The 20,241-nt window shown below is 36.6% G+C and carries 21 protein-coding genes and 1 pseudogene; 11 read left to right on the top strand and 11 right to left on the bottom strand.

Annotated elements, in window-relative coordinates; all coding sequences use genetic code 11:
• Nucleotides 1-7 precede the first annotated feature (7 nt).
• The 5 genes from GJE18_RS00225 (at nucleotide 8) to GJE18_RS00205 (ending at nucleotide 3,797) form a co-directional block, all read left to right on the top strand.
• The gene (locus GJE18_RS00225) at nucleotides 8-751 is read left to right on the top strand and encodes a cyclase family protein (protein WP_107368684.1); all 744 of its coding nucleotides are present in this window, start codon (nucleotides 8-10) and stop codon (nucleotides 749-751) included.
• A gap of 319 nt (nucleotides 752-1,070) precedes the next feature.
• Complete coding sequence (locus GJE18_RS00220) at nucleotides 1,071-1,298, top strand: DUF3923 family protein (protein WP_086375137.1); 228 nt, start codon at nucleotides 1,071-1,073, stop codon at nucleotides 1,296-1,298.
• Nucleotides 1,299-1,440: 142 nt separating this feature from the next.
• Nucleotides 1,441-1,704 carry a hypothetical protein gene (locus tag GJE18_RS00215; RefSeq protein ID WP_060552183.1) on the top strand — a complete coding sequence of 88 codons (264 nt, stop codon included), beginning with the start codon at nucleotides 1,441-1,443 and terminating at the stop codon, nucleotides 1,702-1,704.
• A 5-nt stretch (nucleotides 1,705-1,709) separates the two neighbouring features.
• Nucleotides 1,710-2,324: a LysE/ArgO family amino acid transporter gene (locus tag GJE18_RS00210; RefSeq protein WP_165886062.1), complete on the top strand. Its 615-nt coding sequence runs from the start codon at nucleotides 1,710-1,712 to the stop codon at nucleotides 2,322-2,324.
• A gap of 258 nt (nucleotides 2,325-2,582) precedes the next feature.
• Nucleotides 2,583-3,797 (top strand): hypothetical protein, encoded by a 1,215-nt coding sequence (locus GJE18_RS00205; protein WP_060552181.1) that lies wholly within the window; start codon nucleotides 2,583-2,585, stop codon nucleotides 3,795-3,797.
• A gap of 120 nt (nucleotides 3,798-3,917) precedes the next feature.
• Here GJE18_RS00205 and GJE18_RS00200 read toward each other — a convergent pair whose 3' ends face one another.
• From GJE18_RS00200 to GJE18_RS00180, 5 genes are all read right to left on the bottom strand, one after another.
• Nucleotides 3,918-4,751, bottom strand: coding sequence for an urease accessory protein UreD (locus tag GJE18_RS00200; protein ID WP_107368501.1), 834 nt, complete (start codon nucleotides 4,749-4,751; stop codon nucleotides 3,918-3,920).
• Nucleotide 4,752: 1 nt separating this feature from the next.
• Nucleotides 4,753-5,364 (bottom strand): urease accessory protein UreG, encoded by a 612-nt coding sequence (gene ureG, locus GJE18_RS00195; protein ID WP_060552180.1) that lies wholly within the window; start codon nucleotides 5,362-5,364, stop codon nucleotides 4,753-4,755.
• A gap of 11 nt (nucleotides 5,365-5,375) precedes the next feature.
• The gene (locus tag GJE18_RS00190; protein ID WP_107368500.1) at nucleotides 5,376-6,065 is read right to left on the bottom strand and encodes an urease accessory protein UreF; all 690 of its coding nucleotides are present in this window, start codon (nucleotides 6,063-6,065) and stop codon (nucleotides 5,376-5,378) included.
• Complete coding sequence (gene ureE / locus GJE18_RS00185) at nucleotides 6,058-6,510, bottom strand: urease accessory protein UreE (protein ID WP_060552178.1); 453 nt, start codon at nucleotides 6,508-6,510, stop codon at nucleotides 6,058-6,060. Before ureE ends, GJE18_RS00190 begins: the two co-directional genes overlap by 8 nt.
• Before the next feature lie 177 nt (nucleotides 6,511-6,687).
• Entirely contained in the window at nucleotides 6,688-8,145 is a 1,458-nt protein-coding gene (locus GJE18_RS00180) for a carbon starvation CstA family protein (protein WP_107368499.1), read from the bottom strand.
• Nucleotides 8,146-8,574: 429 nt separating this feature from the next.
• Between GJE18_RS00180 and GJE18_RS00175 the strand changes: the two genes are divergently transcribed.
• Entirely contained in the window at nucleotides 8,575-9,090 is a 516-nt protein-coding gene (locus GJE18_RS00175; RefSeq protein WP_060552176.1) for a YceI family protein, read from the top strand.
• 232 nt (nucleotides 9,091-9,322) lie between these two features.
• Nucleotides 9,323-10,261 (top strand): annotated as a pseudogene (locus tag GJE18_RS00170) (DUF5996 family protein).
• 258 nt (nucleotides 10,262-10,519) lie between these two features.
• On the opposite strand, the gene GJE18_RS00165 reads toward GJE18_RS00170, so the two are convergent.
• Both GJE18_RS00165 and GJE18_RS00160 read right to left on the bottom strand, forming a co-directional pair.
• On the bottom strand, nucleotides 10,520-10,915 hold the full coding sequence (locus GJE18_RS00165; RefSeq protein WP_060552175.1) for a hypothetical protein: 396 nt from the start codon (nucleotides 10,913-10,915) through the stop codon (nucleotides 10,520-10,522).
• 164 nt (nucleotides 10,916-11,079) lie between these two features.
• The gene (locus GJE18_RS00160; RefSeq protein ID WP_082624778.1) at nucleotides 11,080-11,997 is read right to left on the bottom strand and encodes a M23 family metallopeptidase; all 918 of its coding nucleotides are present in this window, start codon (nucleotides 11,995-11,997) and stop codon (nucleotides 11,080-11,082) included.
• 276 nt (nucleotides 11,998-12,273) lie between these two features.
• Between GJE18_RS00160 and GJE18_RS00155 the strand changes: the two genes are divergently transcribed.
• The 4 genes from GJE18_RS00155 (at nucleotide 12,274) to mhqD (ending at nucleotide 14,985) form a co-directional block, all read left to right on the top strand.
• On the top strand, nucleotides 12,274-12,702 hold the full coding sequence (locus GJE18_RS00155) for a MarR family winged helix-turn-helix transcriptional regulator (RefSeq protein WP_037565140.1): 429 nt from the start codon (nucleotides 12,274-12,276) through the stop codon (nucleotides 12,700-12,702).
• 75 nt (nucleotides 12,703-12,777) lie between these two features.
• Complete coding sequence (gene mhqE, locus GJE18_RS00150; RefSeq protein WP_107396919.1) at nucleotides 12,778-13,737, top strand: ring-cleaving dioxygenase MhqE; 960 nt, start codon at nucleotides 12,778-12,780, stop codon at nucleotides 13,735-13,737.
• A gap of 24 nt (nucleotides 13,738-13,761) precedes the next feature.
• The gene (locus tag GJE18_RS00145; RefSeq protein ID WP_060552173.1) at nucleotides 13,762-14,397 is read left to right on the top strand and encodes a flavin reductase family protein; all 636 of its coding nucleotides are present in this window, start codon (nucleotides 13,762-13,764) and stop codon (nucleotides 14,395-14,397) included.
• Nucleotides 14,398-14,985 carry a methylhydroquinone degradation carboxylesterase MhqD gene (mhqD, locus tag GJE18_RS00140; protein ID WP_037565145.1) on the top strand — a complete coding sequence of 196 codons (588 nt, stop codon included), beginning with the start codon at nucleotides 14,398-14,400 and terminating at the stop codon, nucleotides 14,983-14,985.
• A 291-nt stretch (nucleotides 14,986-15,276) separates the two neighbouring features.
• On the opposite strand, the gene GJE18_RS00135 is transcribed toward mhqD, so the two are convergent.
• Genes GJE18_RS00135 through mnmE form a run of 4 tightly spaced genes read right to left on the bottom strand, consistent with a single transcriptional unit; the run spans nucleotide 15,277 to nucleotide 20,167 of the window.
• Nucleotides 15,277-16,134, bottom strand: coding sequence for a ParB/RepB/Spo0J family partition protein (locus GJE18_RS00135; protein ID WP_107368497.1), 858 nt, complete (start codon nucleotides 16,132-16,134; stop codon nucleotides 15,277-15,279).
• Nucleotides 16,135-16,173: 39 nt separating this feature from the next.
• Nucleotides 16,174-16,893: a 16S rRNA (guanine(527)-N(7))-methyltransferase RsmG gene (gene rsmG, locus GJE18_RS00130; protein WP_060552170.1), complete on the bottom strand. Its 720-nt coding sequence runs from the start codon at nucleotides 16,891-16,893 to the stop codon at nucleotides 16,174-16,176.
• Complete coding sequence (gene mnmG / locus GJE18_RS00125; RefSeq protein WP_107368496.1) at nucleotides 16,894-18,768, bottom strand: tRNA uridine-5-carboxymethylaminomethyl(34) synthesis enzyme MnmG; 1,875 nt, start codon at nucleotides 18,766-18,768, stop codon at nucleotides 16,894-16,896.
• A gap of 16 nt (nucleotides 18,769-18,784) precedes the next feature.
• A complete protein-coding gene (mnmE, locus tag GJE18_RS00120; RefSeq protein WP_107368495.1) occupies nucleotides 18,785-20,167 on the bottom strand; it encodes a tRNA uridine-5-carboxymethylaminomethyl(34) synthesis GTPase MnmE in 1,383 nt (460 codons plus the stop codon).
• Nucleotides 20,168-20,241: the final 74 nt, after the last annotated feature.

Below are 20,241 nucleotides of genomic sequence, written 5' to 3'. Positions count from 1 at the left end.
GATAGCCATGTCCTATCCATTATGGCAACAACTTGATCATTTAAAGTCCCTGTCATGGGTGGATTTAACACATACCTTCAACGCACATTCCCCTCACTTTAGTGCGTTTGAAGGTGCTCAAATTGACACCCCATTCACTGTTCAAAAAGATGGATTTTTCGTTCAACAGTGGCAGCTTGTGACACAATACGGCACCCATATTGATGCCCCTATTCACTTTGTAGATCACACACGGTACTTACATGAATTAGCGCTTAAAGAATTGGTACTCCCGTTAATTGTGCTCGATTTTTCTAAAGAAGTAGCGGAAAATGCTGACTTTGTACTTACACGTGAACACATTGAACAGTGGGAAGCACAAAACGGGACGATTGAACCTGACACGTTCATCGCATTTCGAAGTGATTGGTCGAAACGTTGGCCTCATACGGATCAATTTGAAAATAAAGATGCTGAAGGCCTTCAACATCTTCCCGGTTGGGGGCTTGATGCTTTAAAATTTTTAATCGAAACACGTCACGTAAAAGCCATTGGTCATGAAACATTTGATACCGATGCTTCTGTTGATATTCGAAAACATGGTGATATCGTAGGTGAACGTTATGTTTTAGGTCAAGATACGTATCAAATTGAGCTTTTAAACAATTTAGATCAACTTCCTACACGTGGCGCAATCATTTATCACATCCCGCCAAAACCTGATCAAGCTCCTGGATTTCCTGTGCGTAGTTTTGCGATACTTCCAGAATAAAAATGATAATTTATCGCGGGCACGAAAATAACAATTCTAACAATCAAAAAGCCAGCAAAGTTCATGAACTAATGAATTTGTTGGCTATTATTTATCTATATAAATAAATCTATTTTTAGTGGTGAAACTATGATGAATTGTGATTGATTCCTTAGTCGAGATTTTTGAGGTATAAAGCCGAATCCGAAAATCCTATTTGAGGTAAAGCGCCTAGAAAAGCGAGGTGTTAGGGATAATTATAAATTGAAAACCTTTACGTCCTATCCATCATTTTTATGTTATTATATTTAATAATAAATAATTTTTATAGGAGGACGTTATGTTGAGAGCATCGTGGATATTGTGGAGCATCGTAACAGCTTTTTGGTTTATTTTATATTTAAGTGTATCGGCTTTTTTATGGTTACGTGAAGTTGACGGTACCGGTACAGTTCAAACGCCAGAATTAAAACTGATTTCCATCGGTGTATGGAGTGCATTTTTTATCATTCCATGTTGCATTCAAATCACATGGTTCATTTTCAATCTGATTAAATCTAAAAAATAGTCGTTATACCGCTAATATAACACCAAGCAAAAATTGCATTATTTCGTATTCAAAAGTTCACATATATCAATGTTAATCATGACGTCATGTTTTTAAATGATGCATCAACATCAATGTCATACTTATCTTAGGGGGGATGTTTATGAAAATATCGTGGATTATATGGTGGATTTTTAATGCCTTTTGGTTATTATTACTCTTAATATTTGGCATAATTTTGATATTAGCTGTGTTTGTACCCACTCATCTAATTAATTTTGGCGCGATACATATTTATATCGTTATCATCTTGATTGTGCTGTCAAAACTCATTATTCCATTCATCATTCATATTGTGTGGTTAATCGTTAATATTACATTAACAATCAAAGAACGTAATAAACCGAAATATCAAGAGAAAGTGTGATTAAAATGTTGCAAGCAGTGTTACATGGCATTTTACTTGCTTTAGGCTTGATTTTACCGTTAGGTGCTCAAAATGTCTTTGTTTTTAATCAAGGGGCGAATCACAAAAATTGGGTGCGTACCCTACCTGTCATCGTGACTGCAGGCTTATGTGATACGTTATTAATTTTACTTGCGGTTTTAGGCGTCTCTTTAGTGTTGATGTCTTTACCTACGCTTCAATTGGTCATTTATATCATTGGTTTCATTTTTTTACTTTATATGGCCTGGTCATTATGGCGTGAAAAGCCTGCGTCAATAGAAAAGCAGACACAAATGTCGGCTAAGAAACAAATTGGCTTTGCCCTCTCAGTTTCACTGTTAAATCCGCATGCGATTATGGATACCATAGGCGTTATCGGGACAAGTGTAGCGCTTTATACAGGAAGTGAAAAAGTCATCTTTACGCTAGCAACGATTACTGTGTCATGGTTATGGTTTATCACGTTAGCCCTATTGGGACGTTTTGTAGGTCATGTCGATCGTACGGGTAAATTTATTATTATATTAAACAAATGCTCAAGTATCATTATCATTGTCGTAGCAATCATCATCCTTAAAAACATACTTCAACTTTTATAATTCTACTTATATTTAACTTTCTAAAGAGGTGTTCAATATCACCTCTCTTTTTTTTCGACATCCATATAAATGTTATCTCATTAAATGTACTTTAACTTAATAGATTTAGAGAATGTTATTTTTGTAATTTTAAAAACAATAATAACTTATATTATTTAATGTATATATACCAACCTAAATTTTATCATTTTATGTTATGATTACCACAATACAATTTTTATTGATATTTAAAAACTTTAAAAAAGGGTGGGAGCACAGATGGATTTCATTAAAAAGTACAAATGGTTTATTATCAGTGGTATAGTGGCGTTAGCTATCATTATTTTACTCACATTCGTATTCATTAAAAATAAGAAAGTAAATGTAGAAGATGATGTCAAAGTCGAATTTTCAGGATACAACGGATCAGGTTATGCACATATCTCTGATAAGTCCTTAGAAAAAATTACAAATAAACTTTTAGCTCAAGCATTAAGACAGGCAGATTTTAAAAATAAAGATGTCATTGAGATGATTGAAAAAGGTAATACAGATGACTTAGATAGCGAAAAATTCACTAAAGAAGAACAAGATCAATTGTTGAAAGCAGGAAAGATATTAGAAAGCTTTGACCTTGATATTGATAAAGAAGATAAATTATCAAATGGTGACAAAATTAAAGTCACGTTAAAAATTAAGAAAAACATGTCAAAAGAGTATCAACTAAAAGCAAAAGAATTCACTAAAGAATTTAAAGTGTCCGGTTTAAAAAATCCGAAATCTCTTGATGCAAAATCTTTATTTGAAGGCTTAAATCCAACATTTACTGGATTGAATGGTAGCGGGCAACTCCATCTTTTATATAAAGATGCACCTGAATCAATCAAAAAGCTATCTCTTTCAAGCTTTGAATTTACCGTCCCAAATAATGGAAAACTCAAAAACGGAGATAAAATTAAGTTAGAAGTACCTGAAGAAGTCGTCAAGCAAATTAATGACAGTGAATCCACGAACTTTAAGGGCAATACAACATATGAATTAGAAGTAAAAGATTTAAAAGACATTAATAAGCTGGAAAACGTGAGCGCTCTATTAGAAGACAACACTAAACTTATTAATGATCGCTTTAAAAGTTCAAGTTATTCAAAATCCTCTACCGAACAAATTGGTCAATACTTTAAAACGAGTAATAATTTAGATTCAGAATATGGCTTTGGTTCAAGTGATAGTGACAACACGTCTGAAAAAATCTCACCCGTGCGCGACATCGAAGACACTAGAGTGACGTTAATTACTGCAGTAAAAGTCACTGAAACAAGCAAATACTCTGACCCAGAGGTAAAATATGCGTACTCTGGTTACTCAAATTATCTTTTAGAAGGCAACCGATTAACCAAAGACGATACGACTAGAGAAATTGACGAATTAAATTCAGAAGAGGATTTGGAAGAATTTAATAATACGTTAGATAGCAATGGTTTCATCGCATTATAAATCATTTAAACAAGATGATATAACAAAAAGGGTGGCATATGAAATATGCGCACCCTTTTTTTAATATTTTAGAGTCAATTAAAGATGAGGTAACAACTTTTTAAGCGTATGCACCATTAATTAGTATTTCCGTAAAAATTGTGCATCTTCTTCATGATAGGTCGTCATCACAAATTGATGTACATCATGAATCACGCGATTAATGACATCCGTAGACTGTGCTAATATACGTACCGTTAGCCCATGTGTAGGCAATAATGTGACACCGACACGACATGTAAGATTAATGTGCTGAGTGACCACATCTTGAACCGCTTCAACACATTTTTGGTTCACGTGAGGACTCACATAAAAACATGTCCCTAGATGGGTAAAACCTTCCATATATCCGATATCAGATACTTTATTTTTATGAGTGTCTAACCGTAAATGATCATAAACAACCAATTGACCATCCACTTCAATTTCATTTAATAAATGTAAGTAGTCGTATTGAAACATACGCCCTTCTTTGTCATAACCCGGAGTCAGAATATCTGAATAAAACATTGTCGCATGCTTTGACAATTTAAAAACATTATGTTGGTAAAATTTAGCGTGTGTATAACCAATAATTGGATCTCCAATGTATTCCATAAAACTTTCATCCTCCAACATGAAAGTTTGGTATTGTTCCACACGATCTGCCAACGTTTTAAAGACAATGGTCGCCCCTTGATTTGTTAAAACAGCATGCGCATTTTTTTCAAAATGTATGCGCATCCGGTAGCGGTCACCATCGACAAAGCCACCACCTAATTGAATTAAAAACATAGTCGGATGCGGACTGCCGTTAAGATACGATGGACGTAATACTTTGAGCCCACCTTGAAAATACGTTTTACCATTTATCGTTTTGGACCCATCATGTTTAAATGTGAGATCCAGTTCCCCTGTCCAATCTGAAATGGCCATACTATGCTAATCCTTCAAGAAAAACGTCTTTACGAATCCACGCGATGACATCTTCTAAACCTTCATCTGTTTTTAAATTCGTAAATGTGAATGGGCGGTCTTTTCTAAACTTCGTCGTATCTTCAGCCATTTGATCTAAAGAGGCACCAACGTGCGGCGCAAGGTCTGTTTTATTGATAATAAAATAATCAGATTTTATCATCCCTTGCCCCCCTTTTCGAGGAATCTTCTCTCCTTGCGCAACATCAATGATATATATTGAAAAGTCCACAAGTTCTGGACTAAACGTTGCTGCTAAATTATCACCACCAGACTCAATAAACAACAATTCTATATCAGGATGTCGTTCCATTAATTCATCAATTGCCGCAAAATTCATAGAGGCATCTTCACGGATGGCAGTGTGCGGGCAGCCTCCGGTCTCAACGCCAATGATACGATCTTCAGGTAAAACACCTGTTGCGACAAGAATTTTTTCATCTTCTTTTGTATAAATATCATTTGTAATGACACCTATACTTTTATCCTTCGATAATTGTTTCACGACTTTCTCAATAAGTTGCGTTTTGCCTGCCCCAACAGGACCCCCAATACCAATTTTTACAGGTTTCATATTAAATCCTCCTACGAAATAAAGATTCTAACGTTCACATTTTCATGTTCTAATTGATTCATCTCAATGCCTGGTGCAGTAAGTCCAAAATTGGATGTTTCTTGATGCATAATAGACTTACGCGTTTCTGTAATAAAAGCCATCATATCCATAACAATTTTTTGTCCTTCTGTTTGTCCTAACGGAATGGCTCGCACCGCATTTTGCGTTAAACTTGAAATATTTTGGTATAAGAAATAATCGATAATTCGTTCTAAAGCAATACCTAAATGATGTCCTAATAATGTAAATACTACTGCAGGATGACCATGAAGCCGATATGCACTGACTTCTTTAAAATACCAATTTAACCATTGGTCATCATAAAGCGTATGTGCCAAGTGTGCCATACGTTTTCCCATTTGCTTTGTACCCACACGCGTTTCTCTAGGAATATTTTGTACAAACAATAATTGATCAATGCGTTTCATTTCTGCGATATCGTGATTTTCAACCGCTTCATACGTCATACGCATCGCTAAACCATCCGTATATGTTAACTGCTCTGTAAGAAACACTTCTAACCAGTTTTGAAACGATGCCGCATCGTCAACGTCATTCCGTTGAATGTAAGTTTCTAATCCATATGAATGACTAAATGCACCCGTTGGAAATTGTGAATCACAAAATTGAAAGAGCTTTAGTTCAGCTTGCTTAATCATGAGAATGTCCTATATGTTTAAAGGCTTGATTGACTTTACGTGCTTCACGTTCATAAGGAATGCCTAGACCTTTTAATAGGTCCTCAACTAAGTAATCATATTGAACGAGCATTTCCGTGTCAGTGAATTGTGCAGGTAAATGACGGTTACCTAATTGATGCGCAATGTCACCCATTTCTTTCAACGAGCGTGGCTTTATCGCGATAATATCTTCAGAATTAACATCTATAATAATCATATTGTTTTCATCACGATATAAAATATCTCCATATTGTAAATCGATGGGCTGATTTAGGCGAATGCCTATTTCTGTACCGTGATCCGTTGTGACACGTTGGATACGTTTAACGAGATCAGAATTTTCAAGATATACTTTTTCAATGTGCATTTGTTTTTCTTCTTGCGTTAAATTTGCAATATTACCTTGAATGGATTCTACTATCATGTGGTCATCTCCTTTTCTTCGACACTTATTTTAACATTTACAGATAGAAACGAATAATAAAACACTTTCGTAGAATAACAAATAAACAAAAAGGTAGTCTCAGGTCATACTAAAAAGAGCGTTGCCAGTAAATCTGACAACACCCTTTAAATTTCATTATTTTATTATCATACTATTTCAGATGCTGGGCACCTTTTTGTTTTTTACAGGATGATCTAATACAAAAGTGGCGCCAACCGTATTTTTACGATATTGGTAAATGAAATAGCCGAGCCATAACGCCGTACACCCTATTGCGATAACGTAGCTCAAATTAAGGTCCAAACCGAATCCTATTGGTTGACTTAAAATATAAGTGAACAAATTCCATGTCATGAACGTTGCTGGAACTGCCGCTACCCAAAAGTTTTTCTTCGCAATCAACAAATACATTGCACCTACCCATAATGCGACCGCTGCAGTCGTCTGATTAGCCCAAGAAAAATAGCGCCATAAAATCGTAAAATCGATTTGAGTCAGTAAAAAGCTTGCTACAAATAACGGAACAGCCACAAGAAATCGTTTGCCAATGGCCTTTTGTCCTAAATGAATATAATCTGCAATAATCATCCGTGCACTTCTAAATGATGTATCACCACTTGTAATCGGTAAAATAATGACACCTAAAATAGCAATTGTTCCAAACACTGAACCTAAAAGCATCGTCGCGACTTTACTTACTACAAGTGCCGCTTCACCTTGAGCCAATACGTTTTGTAAACCTCCGTAACTACCAAACAAGCTCATCGCTGCCGCTGCCCAAATCATTGCGATGATACCTTCTGCGATCATCATGCCGTAAAAAATCACACGCGCATTTTTCTCTTTATTCGTTGTACGTGAAATAATCGGTGACTGTGTCGCATGAAAACCTGATAACGCCCCACAAGTAATCGTAAAGAACAGTAGAGGGAATATCGGCGCATGGTCGGGATGCATATTTTGTAATGTTAGCTCAGGAATTGGCGAGCCAGTTTGAATTAATCTGAATCCTACGCCCACAGCACTAATGACAAGTAACGCCCCAAATACAGGATAAATACGTCCAATGATTTTATCGATTGGCAATACTGTCGATAAAATATAGTACACAAAAATCACGAAAATAATAAAGCCTAATGCTATGCGACCGTCCATTAAATTATGAAGTAACAAGGCAGGGCTCGTTACGAAAACCGTTCCTGTTAGCAAAAGTAACAATAATGTAAAGACATTGACCACATGTTTCATAGCTTGCCCTAAAAATTTCCCAGCAAGCTGTGGTAAATGTGCACCACGATTTCGAATAGAAATCATCCCTGTTAAATAATCATGGACCGCTCCAGCAAAAATACAACCAACTACAATCCATATAAAGGCAACCGGACCATAGAGTGCTCCCATAATCGGTCCAAAAATAGGTCCCACACCCGCAATATTAAGTAATTGTATAAGTGAATTAGAAGATGTTTTCATTGGGACATAATCGACATTATCGCGTTGGTCGTGTGCTGGTGTTGGTCGATCATATTTAGGACCAAACATGTGATCAATATATTTTCCATAAGTAAAATAGCCTAAAATCAACACAATGATACAAACAATAAACGTAATCATCGTACTCCCCCTTTTTCCCCTTAAATAATTTTGAAAACGCTTTCTTGTATTGTAAACGATATGCTGTTCATTCACAATATTGACACAAATTTAAATTCATAAAATGAAATGTCGCGCTTACGTGTTGACTGCTATTCAACCTTCGTCGGATTTTTTATCCCGAAGTTTTCTTATGGTATCTAAAGTAATAAAACGCGCTAAAACGACATTGACGACCCACAAATTTTTAAAGTATTGCTTTTCATCGTCTCATGAAACAGGATGTTTCAATATCGTATGACATAGGTAAACAGTTAATGTGAACATCATTAGAATTGTGCGATTATTGGATTTTATTTCGAATTTGAAATTTTTTGCTTGAAATGGTTTGAATTATGGTATATTATTTATACCATAAAGTAATAAAACATAACTAGGGGGCATTTTAAAATGGCAAAATATAATTTCGATCAAGTACACAGCACATTAGACTTTTCAATTAAACATTTAATGGTATCTAAAGTTAAAGGCACTTTTGATGATTATCATGTTGAGTTAACTGGTGATCTAAACGACCTTTCAACTGTAGAAGCAACAGTGAAAATTGATGTTGATTCAATTAATACAGGTAACAAAGATCGTGATAATCACTTAAAATCAGCTGATTTCTTCAATACAGATGAAAACAAAGAAATTACATTTAAAACGACTAAAATTACTGAAGATAGCGTAACTGGAGAATTAACAATTGCTGGCCAAACACATGAAGAAACATTTGATTTCGATTTTAATGGTATTAGTGTGAACCCTATGTCAGGTGGTAAAGTTACTGGTTTCTCTGTATCAGGTAAAATCAACCGTGAAAAATACGGCGTAGACTTCAACCAAGCTTTAGAAACAGGTGGCGTTATGATTGGTAAAGATGTAAAATTTGAAGCTGATGCTGAATTCTCTGTAGAAGAATAATACGATGCTTTATAATGCTTTTCACCTCAAAATTCATATAAAAATGGCCTTCAACGTGCACTTTTAAAGATGCACGCTGAAGGCTTTTATTATGCGTATTAAGCGCATTCAATTCAGATGCTGTGTTAATAACGAATATTAAACAATACCACACATTACAAAGCTTACATGTTTTTTTATGTATTTTTAAAAGCGGGTATAGTTCATTGAAAACGTTAAGGAGGTCATCCATATGCTTAAAATGAAAGCATGGCCAAAAGAACGTGACACACTTCAACGCATTGCTCAAATGCACGGCAAATATAAAATTGCGAGTGCCATTCAAGAACCCCAATCGGCACATATTATTTTAGACGTTACAACGACTGGCTTTTCAACAGGTCTATTATTCTATCATGATTGTACCTATACCATCCAAGTCGACTTACAAGCACATCGAATCAAAATTGTAACAGATCGCGGCCGCGCTGATTATCCGTTAAAAGATGGCACATCCATCCAAACCTATTACAACTGGATAACGCATACGTTAAAACAATTCGATATTGATGTTTCAATCTATCCTAAACCGCAATAAGTAGCGGATCTTACACTTTTTGATGAAGATACCGTTCATCATTATAATAAAAAAATAAGTTTAGAAGTTTTACAGTTAATGAAATTTGCATTACGTGCGTTAAGCCAATTTATTGCTCCATTTCGTGCGCGTAAAGTGAAGCCAGGCTTGTTTTGGAGGACATTTGATATATCCACGTTACTCAATTACAACGCTTTTCACGAAACATTTAAACCTTCACAAGTGATTGAATACGCAGCTTTTGATGAACATTTTATCGAATTTGGCTTTTGGTTTGGTGATGAAACATTTGAAGGTCCAACTTTCTTTATATTGCCATATCCATTTGTCGATGCATCGTTTACATTTGATCAACCTTTATTGGATTACGCGTATTTTGATACGTCATTAACAGAATTAATATATCCATTAGATGCTGTAACTCCAGAATCATTTTATGACTTACGAACATTTTTTAATCAAGGATTTCATATTTTTAAAGACCATTTGTCATGGCAACATTGTCAACATTATGAAGTACCACTAAAAATGCTACAAAATCAAATTGGAAAATCACCCATTAAAACACAGCGGTGTGTATTCCCTCATAGATGATGATAAAAAGAAGGCAGGACATAAATCATCTCATTTTGATTATTCCTAACACCTCGCTTTTCTAGGTGCTTCAGAAGTCTCGGCTAAGGAAGTAATCAAAGTAATACAAAAACCCCCTATAAAGTTTTCACTTTTTAAGTATCTACTTTATAGGGAGCAATATATGAATAAGTTTTGTTGGCTGTATTGATATACAGGATTGTTATGTCCACTCTCTTTACCCATATTAAATCAACGAAAACACTATTCATATTTATTTTATGCTTCTCCTTGTATATTTAAGCCATTTTTAACAACGCCTTCGTTTTGGACTGGCGCAATTTCTTTGCCGTACGTATATACATTGCCTTTAACATCTAAACCTTCTACTTGAGCACCGTCTAAAATACTAATGACAATCGCAGATAATTCTTTAATAACACCTTTTACTAATGATTCACCGGTGCCACCATACGTTTTCACATTTTCGTGTACCGTAATTTGATCCACAGGCTTACTGATCTGGATACCTACTGCACCATCACCATGTGTCTCAATGCGTTTTAAATGGAGTTCTTTGATCGTCCCCTCATAGTTATTAATACCTCGCGCACCTGTTCCTTTAGTCATAATTGTAGCTTGAATATCCAACAACTGAATATGTCCAAAATTCACAAAGCCGATTCCGCATTTTTCCTACTATAAAAATGATACCACCATTGCGCACCATTTAACCAATATTATGCTACAAAAGTATCCAGACATAACGTGCCGTGTTAAAACACGCTAATATAAAAAAGACGCGTATGTCTATCGTAGAGACACACCCGTCTTAATGGTTATTGATTTGCTAAATAATTGTCTGGGTTCACTGCATACTGATTTCCTATGCCACCTGACATACGTTGGAAATGTAAGTGTGGACCTGTAGAATTCCCAGTGCTACCTGATAAACCAATTTGTTGTCCTTTTTTAACAGTATCACCTGCTTGAACATTTAATTGATTCATATGCATGTACCATTGGTAATAATTACTGTTCGCTTCCTGAATGGTAATTTGGTTACCTCCACCGTAATTGCTCCAACCACTGTCAATAACTTTACCATCAGTAAATGAATACACTGGTGTATTTTCAGGCATACCGTAGTCTACCCCGTAGTGTGCCCCACCTGTCGTATACTGTCCATATGGTTGCCACTTCGGATACTTTTTAAGCCATCCCGACGCAGCTTGACTCGTGTTCGACGTACCGTCATGATTTTGCTGAGCATTGCCACCAGATTGTTGTTGAGACATGCCATAAGAAGCAGTTCTTCCACCTTGTGTACCGTTACCTGTTTGATCTGTCGCATTTACATGCCAATTTCCCTGAGACTGCGTGTACGCCTGTGACGCATTGTATTGTGATTGATTATTACGGTTTTGGGCTTGAATGGCTTCATGAGATTGACTAGGTGTGTCACTATTGTCATTTTGGAATGTTTGCGTGTAATACACATAGTGCATATGGCCGCTGGCATCAGTATAGGATGATTGATATAAACCTTGTTCAAACATTGACACATCCCAATTACCATCTATTGTATGATGATAATTACCGTGCGCATCTATCGTAATATAATCATTCGTTTCTTCTGAAAATGTTGTAGTATAAGCTGACGGTTGGATACCTTCTGACGCTTCGGCATCTCCATGCATGAGACCAAACGTCGCAAATCCAATAGTAGCGATTGTCGCAGCTGTTACTTTTTTCATATAAATCCTCCTAAAACTATTGCATTTTTAAAGCTAACAGCATGGTAACATATTTATACCACCAAGCAAGGTTTGTTATTAATTTAAAGTCATTTTGTAAAACAGTAGTAAACAAAAGCGTTTATTTAACAATTTAATAACATCGCATTTTCTATTTTGTAATGTCATTTCACACACAACTCAGCACATTATTTTGAAACTTTCCACTTTACAGAAATGATAGTATCGGTTATAATTATCTCGAATTCGAAATAATAAACAAAGAAGGTGTTGTCTTTGAATCGTACAGAGACGTCATTAAAAGTTTTTATTGGACTTAAACGCACAAACGACATGTTAGATAAGAAAATTCATAAAGACATCAAATCATATGGTTTAAATGTTACAGAATTTGCTGTATTAGAAGTGCTCTACAATCGTGGAGAACATACCATTCAACGCATTAAAGAGCGCATTTTAATCGCAAGTAGTAGTACCACGTATGTCGTTACTAACTTAGAGAAAAAAGGATATATAAAGCGTCGTCAAGATCCAAAAGATAGACGTGTGAGTTATGCCTCACTTACTGATAAAGGACAAGCATTCATGGAAGAGATTTTTCCACAACATGCTGACGCTATTGCTTCAGTATTCTCAGATTTAACAGAAGAAGAACTTGAAAGTTTACAAAAAGTTCTAAAACGCATTAGTACACAAGCCGAGTAATATGGGCTCAGTGTACTTGATTTTTACATTAAAATTATTTCGAATTAGAAATATAATTAAGGGAGAGATTTGATTATGATTCAATTTCCATTAAAAGGTATTCATCATGTGACTGCAATGACAGATGATGCTGAACGTAACTACCACTTTTTTACAGATATTTTAGGCATGCGCCTTGTGAAAAAAACAGTCAATCAAGATGACATTTATACGTACCATACATTTTTTGCCGATGATGAAGGCAATGCAGGTACTGATATGACATTCTTTGATTTTCCTAACAATCCTAAAGGTCAAAAAGGAACGAATTCAATCAGCCGTCCTTCATTTCGTGTTCCTAATGATGCAGCACTCGAATACTATCAAGCACGTTTTGATGCATTTAATGTAAAACATGATGGTATTCAAGACTTATTCGGTAAAAAAGTGTTACCCTTTGAAGAAGAGGACGGTCAGACTTACCAATTGATTTCTGATGAAAATAATACAGGCGTCGCACCTGGTGTACCTTGGAAAAATGGACCTGTCCCAGAAGATAAAGCGATTTACGGATTAGGTCCAATTGAGATTACAATGAGTTATTACGACAAATTTAAACAAACCCTCATTGATCTTTATGGCATGACACCTATTTTAGAAACAGAAGATGTTTCGATTTTAGAAGTAGGTGAAGGTGGTAATGGGGGACAAGTGATTTTACGTAAAGATCAAGGTACGCAAGCACGTCAAGGCTACGGTGAAGTACACCACGTATCATTCCGTGTTGAAGATGATACCGCAATACAAGATTGGTTTGAACGTTATGAAGCATTAGGCGTTAGAAATTCAGGCATCATTGACCGCTTCTTCTTTAAAGCACTCTATGCACGCATTGGACATATCTTAATTGAACTTTCAACAGACGGTCCAGGTTTCATGGGAGATGAACCTTATGAAACATTAGGTGAATCACTATCTTTACCACCATTTTTAGAAAGCAAAAGAGACTTTATAGAATCTGAAATAAGACCATTTAATACAAAACGATCCCATTAATTCTCTATGTGGAGGTCTGATGAGATGTATCATATTCAAGCAGAAAGTTTAACAAAACACGCATTATATAAGTTTTTAATTGGCACCGTTGCGCCGAGACCCATTGCGCTCATTACAACTTTATCTGAAGAAGGTATCACGAATATTGCACCATTTAGTTTCTTTAATATCGTGTCATCACAACCGCCCATCCTATCTGTAGCAATACAGCGACACGACGATGGCGCCATGAAAGATACCGCCCGTCATATCGCATCACATAAAGAGGCAATCGTACATGTGGTGACAGAAACGAATGTTCATGATGCGAATCAAACCGCTGCACCATTGAATGTAAATAATAGTGAACTTGATTTGACTCAGTTTACAACTTGTCATTCGTCAACATCACACATTCCAGCTTTAAATGAAAGCCCTGTACGATTTGAAACAAGGCTGTATGAGCATATTGAAATTAAGACGGAAGGGCATACTGTCTCAGACTTAATGCTATTAGAAATCAAACATCTCTATATTGATGAGACACTTTACGATCCCGAACAAGGTTATGTGGATGTTGCCAAACTTCAACCGGTAAGCCGTCTTGCCGGTGATGATTACGCAACATTAGGTGACTTTTTTACAATTGAAAGACCTAGATTTAAACGAGGTGAAAAATAAATGGAACATATTTTTAAACAAGGTCAAGCACAGGCACCGACATTTGTACTTTTACATGGTACCGGAGGCAATGAGCATGATTTATTACCCGTAGCTGAATTACTTGACCCATCGTATCACGCACTTGGCGTCCGAGGAAATGTTTCAGAAAACGGGATGAACCGTTTTTTCAAACGTCATGGTGAAGGCAACTATGATGTTGAAGATTTAAAATTCCGCGCCCATGAACTGCATCAATATATTCAAACGGCCGCACAGCACTATGGGTTTGATATCAATCATGTGATTTTAGTCGGGTTTTCAAATGGTGCGAATATCGCGATTGAATTATTATTAAATGCGGATATGCCCTATCGTAAAGGCTTACTTTTTGCGCCACTCTATCCTTTGGACGTTGATACACATTTAGACTTGTCACAAAAATCCGTGTTCCTATCCATGGGCGAAAATGATCCAATCGTCACTGTTCAACAAAGTCATGACGTGGAACAATTATTTAAGCAACGTGGCGCACATGTTACATCTTATTGGGTAAATAGCCATGAACTCACACGTGACGCAATCGAAGCCGCAAAAGCCACACTGTAATACAAGGGTGACTTTTCAAGACGCTGGTTCAATGACGACGCATATCTTATTTCATCGTTTACTTCAAAGCATTTAATATACTTTATAAAATATGTATTTACGCCTTCAAAGTTCACCCCCTCATGAATTTTGAAGGTTTTTTCTATGTGACTATATCGCATAAAATATGGCTACTTCTACGAGCATGTTAGCTTAAGAATTCGCCCCAACATAGTCTCAGCCTTATGTATGTTAATGAGCTTCAGTCTCTTTTAATTTTTGACAAAAAAATAACCCAGGAAATGTCCTGAGTTACTTTCGATAGACCCGAATATTAATTTCATAATAGTCGTCATGATCTTTTTCTTTTTGTTCATATTTAATGCCGTTCGCTTTAATTTCTAATAAACTATCGGCAATAATATCTCGTGCTTCCGAAATATCACGTACAAATTCAGGAGGTCGCGCTGTGACGATTTCACTGTCTTCAGGTTTTTCAACAGCTGTATGTGTCGCTTTCAGACGCTCCTCTGTCTGCTTCACGTTCAATTGTTCATTTAAAATGATTTCTAACATTTCTTTTTGGCGTTCAGAGGGTTGTCCAACTAAAGCACGTCCGTGACGTTCCGTGATTTTATGTTCACGTACCGCATCCAGAACTATCGGCTCCAGTTTAAGCAAGCGCAACTTATTTGCGATAAAACTTTGACTTTTACCAACGCTTTTCGCAAGTTCTGATTGGGTGATACCTTCGAACGCTAATAATTTCTTATACGCTTCTGCTTCCTCAACTGCCGACAGGTTTTCACGTTGAATGTTTTCGATAAGTGCTACAACCGCAGTTTCTTCATCGCTGAGTAGTCTAACAATGACATCCGCTTCACTTTTATGAAGATGTTGTAACGCACGAAAACGGCGTTCACCTGCTATAATTTCATACATATTTTCTTCTATAGGTCGTACGACAATGGGTTGAAGTAATCCATGCGCGTGTATAGACTCAGCGAGTTCTTCAATGCGTGCAGTGTCAAAGGTTTGTCGCGGTTGATAACGGTTAGGCACAATACGTTCAATCTTAATCGTTTCCACGCCTTGTGCACTATCGTTTACAACCTCAAGTAATTCATCTTTATTTTTTAATCCAAATAGTTTAGAAAAAGGTTTTTTCATATGTCTTCTCTCCCTTAAACCATCCCAAACCTACACCATTTAGTCGATTAAAGGTGATTTATTTGGTGTGCCAGGTTTTCTTGGGTACTTTTTAGGTGTTTGACTACGCTTTTCAATTTTAATAATTTGTCTTTCTCCTGCATCTTCTGGTAATTCAAAAGTATGCACATCACCAATACGCCCTCCAAAAACACCAATGCCAAATCGTGCTTCTTCTAGTTCTTCTTGACCTTTTGATGATTTTAAAGCGATAAACATGCCACGCGTTTTAACAAGTGGTAAGCACAATTCACTTAAAACTGCCATACGTGCCACAGCTCTTGCTGTTACAATATCAAAAGACCCTCGGTAGTCTTGATTTTTCCCAAATGTTTCTGCACGATCATGTACAAAATGTACACCTTCAAGATCTAATGCATGTGCAAGTTGATTTAAAAACTGAATACGTTTATTTAAAGAATCAACAATCGTGACATGGATGTTGGGAAAAACGATTTTTAATGGAATACTTGGAAAACCAGCCCCTGCACCGACGTCACATAAATGCATATCTTGAGTGAAATCATGATAAAAGCTTGGTGTAATAGAATCATAGAAATGTTTTAAATACACCTCATGCTCTTCAGTGATGCTTGTTAAATTAATTTTTTCATTCCATGTGATAAGCATATCATAATATGTTTCAAACTGTTGTTTTTGCTTATCCGATAACGTGATGCCATGAGATTCAAGTTGAGATGCTAACCATGTGACACTCATTTATTTCACCCTCTGCAATTTACCTTGTTCTAAATACACGAGCAATATGGAGATATCGGCAGGGTTTACACCCGAAATTCGTGATGCTTGTGCAATATTTAATGGTTTTACTTCCGCAAGTTTTTCACGTGCTTCCGTTGCAAGACTATCAATTTTACTATAATCCAAGTCTTCTGGAATTTTCTTTTGTTCCATACGTTTCACTTTATCAACTTGTTGTAAAGATTTCGTGATATAGCCTTCGTATTTCGTTTGAATTTCTACCTGCTCTTCAATATCTGAACCTAATTGAGACGTTTCTTCTAATATTTCTAAAATGGTTGTATAAGTCATTTCAGGGCGACGTAACAATTCTTTTGCTAAAATACCATCTTTCAAACGCGAACCACCTTCACGCTCAATAATACTTTGTACACGTTCGTTTGGCTTAATTCGGATTTGAGATAAACGGGCTATTTCTGCTTCAATATGTTGTCGTTTTGCTTGGAACTTTGCATAACGTTTTTCAGAAATGAGTCCTAATTCGTAACCAATATCAGTTAAGCGTAAATCTGCATTGTCATGACGTAAAAGTAAGCGATATTCTGCACGTGATGTTAAGAGACGATACGGTTCATTTGTCCCTTTCGTAACGAGATCATCTATTAATACACCAATATAGGCATCAGAGCGTTGTAAAATCGTTTCTTCTTTCCCTAAAATACGCGCTGCCGCATTGATTCCTGCCATTAAACCTTGGCCTGCTGCTTCTTCGTATCCTGACGTACCATTAATTTGACCTGCAGTGTAAAGATTTTTTATTTTTTTCGTTTCAAGTGTTGGCCATAATTGCGTTGGTACAATCGCATCATACTCTATCGCATAGCCTGCACGCATCATGTCTGCTTTTTCTAATCCAGGAATGGTAGCCAACATTTGGCGTTGAACATGCTCTGGTAAACTTGTCGATAAGCCTTGGACATAGACCTCATTCGTATGACGTCCTTCAGGCTCAAGGAATAATTGATGACGTGGCTTATCATTAAAACGCACAAATTTATCTTCAATAGATGGACAATATCTTGGACCTGTTCCTTTAATCATACCGGAATACATCGCAGATAAATGTAAATTGTCATCAATGACTTTATGCGTGTCACCATTTGTATATGTTAACCAACACGGAAGTTGGTCTAAAATATACTCTGTCGTTTCATAACTAAATGCACGACCAACATCGTCACCCGGTTGGATTTCCGTTTTGCTATAGTCAATTGATCGAGCATTCACACGTGGTGGTGTACCTGTTTTAAACCGTACAACATCGAATCCAAGACCTCTTAAATGATCCGCTAGTGTAATAGATGGTAATTGATGATTAGGGCCACTAGAATATTTTAAGTTTCCTAAGATGATTTCACCGCAAAGGAACGTTCCCGTCGTTAATATAACGGCTTGTGCCATATACTCTGTACCAATATTTGTACGCACACCTTTAACTTCATCATTTTCAATGATAAGCTCATCAACCATGCCTTGCATCACATCAAGATTAGGCTCATCTTCTAATACACGTTTCATTTCTTGTTGGTATAATACTTTGTCAGCTTGTGCACGTAATGCACGTACTGCAGGCCCTTTACCTGTATTCAACATACGCATTTGGATATGCGTTTTATCTATCGTTTTAGCCATTTGACCACCTAAGGCATCGATTTCACGAACAACGATACCTTTCGCTGGTCCGCCAACTGATGGGTTACATGGCATAAACGCAATATTGTCTAAGTTAATTGTTAACATCAGTGTTTTGGCGCCACGACGTGCTGCCGCTAATCCAGCTTCAATCCCAGAGTGCCCTGCCCCTACGACAATGACATCATAATTCTGTGTCATTATAAATCCTCCTTTTTTATTTTCCAAGACAGAATTGGCTAAAGAGTTGATCGATTAATTCTTCACTTGCCGATTCGCCTATGATTTCTCCTAAAATTTCCCATGTGCGCGTTAGATCAATTTGTACCATATCCATTGGGACACCCATTTCGGCTGCGTCAATGGCATCTTGAATTGCTTGTTTTGCTTGTTTTAATAAAGATATATGTCGTGAGTTAGATACATATGTCATATCTTGGCTTTGGACTTCTCCACCAAAGAATAAATCTCTGATTTGAAGTTCGAGATCATCGATACCTTGTTGTTTTAAGATGGACGTTTCAATGATAGGCATGTCCCCGACCATCGCTTTCACTTCATCAATATCAAGGCGTTGTTCTAAATCCATTTTATTAATGATGACAATCGCATCTTCATTTTTAATGACTTCATATAATTTCCTATCTTCTTCTGTGAGTGCTTCGTTGTAATTTAAAACAAATAGAATGAGGTCTGCTTCGCTTAATGCTTTGCGCGAACGTTCTACTCCAATACGTTCAACAATGTCTTCTGTTTCACGAATACCCGCCGTATCGACGAGTCTCAGTGGCACACCACGAACGTTTACATATTCTTCCAAGACGTCTCGCGTCGTACCTGCAATTTCAGTGACAATTGCTTTATTATCATGTATTAAACTATTAAGCATAGAAGACTTCCCTACGTTAGGTTTACCTACTATAACTGTAGATAAGCCTTCTCGCATTATCTTTCCTTGAACGCCTGTATCAAGTAATTTTTGGATGTCTGTCTTAATGGCTTTAGAACGTTCCAACAAAAACTCTGTCGTAGCATCTTCAACATCATCATACTCAGGGTAGTCTATATTCACTTCAACTTGTGCTAAAATTTCCAGAATAGATTGACGTTGCGCCTTAATCATATCGCTCAGACGTCCTTCTATTTGGTTTTGTGCCACTTTAGACGCGCGGTCAGTCTTAGCTCTAATAAAGTCCATCACGGCTTCAGCTTGAGACAAGTCAATGCGCCCATTTAAAAATGCGCGTTTGGTATATTCGCCTGGCTCTGCGATACGTGCGCCATGTGTCATAGTGAGTTCGAGCACACGGTTAATTGTAAGAATACCTCCGTGACAGTTAATCTCTACAATATCTTCACGTGTAAATGTTCGAGGTGCACGTAAGACTGAAACCATAACTTCTTCAACGGTTTCATTCGTTTCCGGATCAATGATATGTCCATAATTGATTGTATGAGAAGCAACATCTTTTAATTTACTTTTACCTTTATACAGTTTATCTGCAATCTCAACGGCATCATGACCTGATAAACGTACTATACCAATTGCCCCCTCACCCATCGGGGTCGATATGCTTGTAATTGTATCCAATTGTTCCATGACACACGTACCTCCTTTACGATTATATCTATTGTAAAATGTTTAAAGTGTTATTACGATTGATGTGCTTTATT

It is taken from the genome of Staphylococcus agnetis (assembly GCF_011466855.1).
In the GTDB taxonomy this organism is placed as follows: domain Bacteria; phylum Bacillota; class Bacilli; order Staphylococcales; family Staphylococcaceae; genus Staphylococcus; species Staphylococcus agnetis.
The sequence above is the reverse complement of the archived record's forward strand: the minus strand, read 5'-3'. Positions and strand labels throughout refer to the sequence as shown.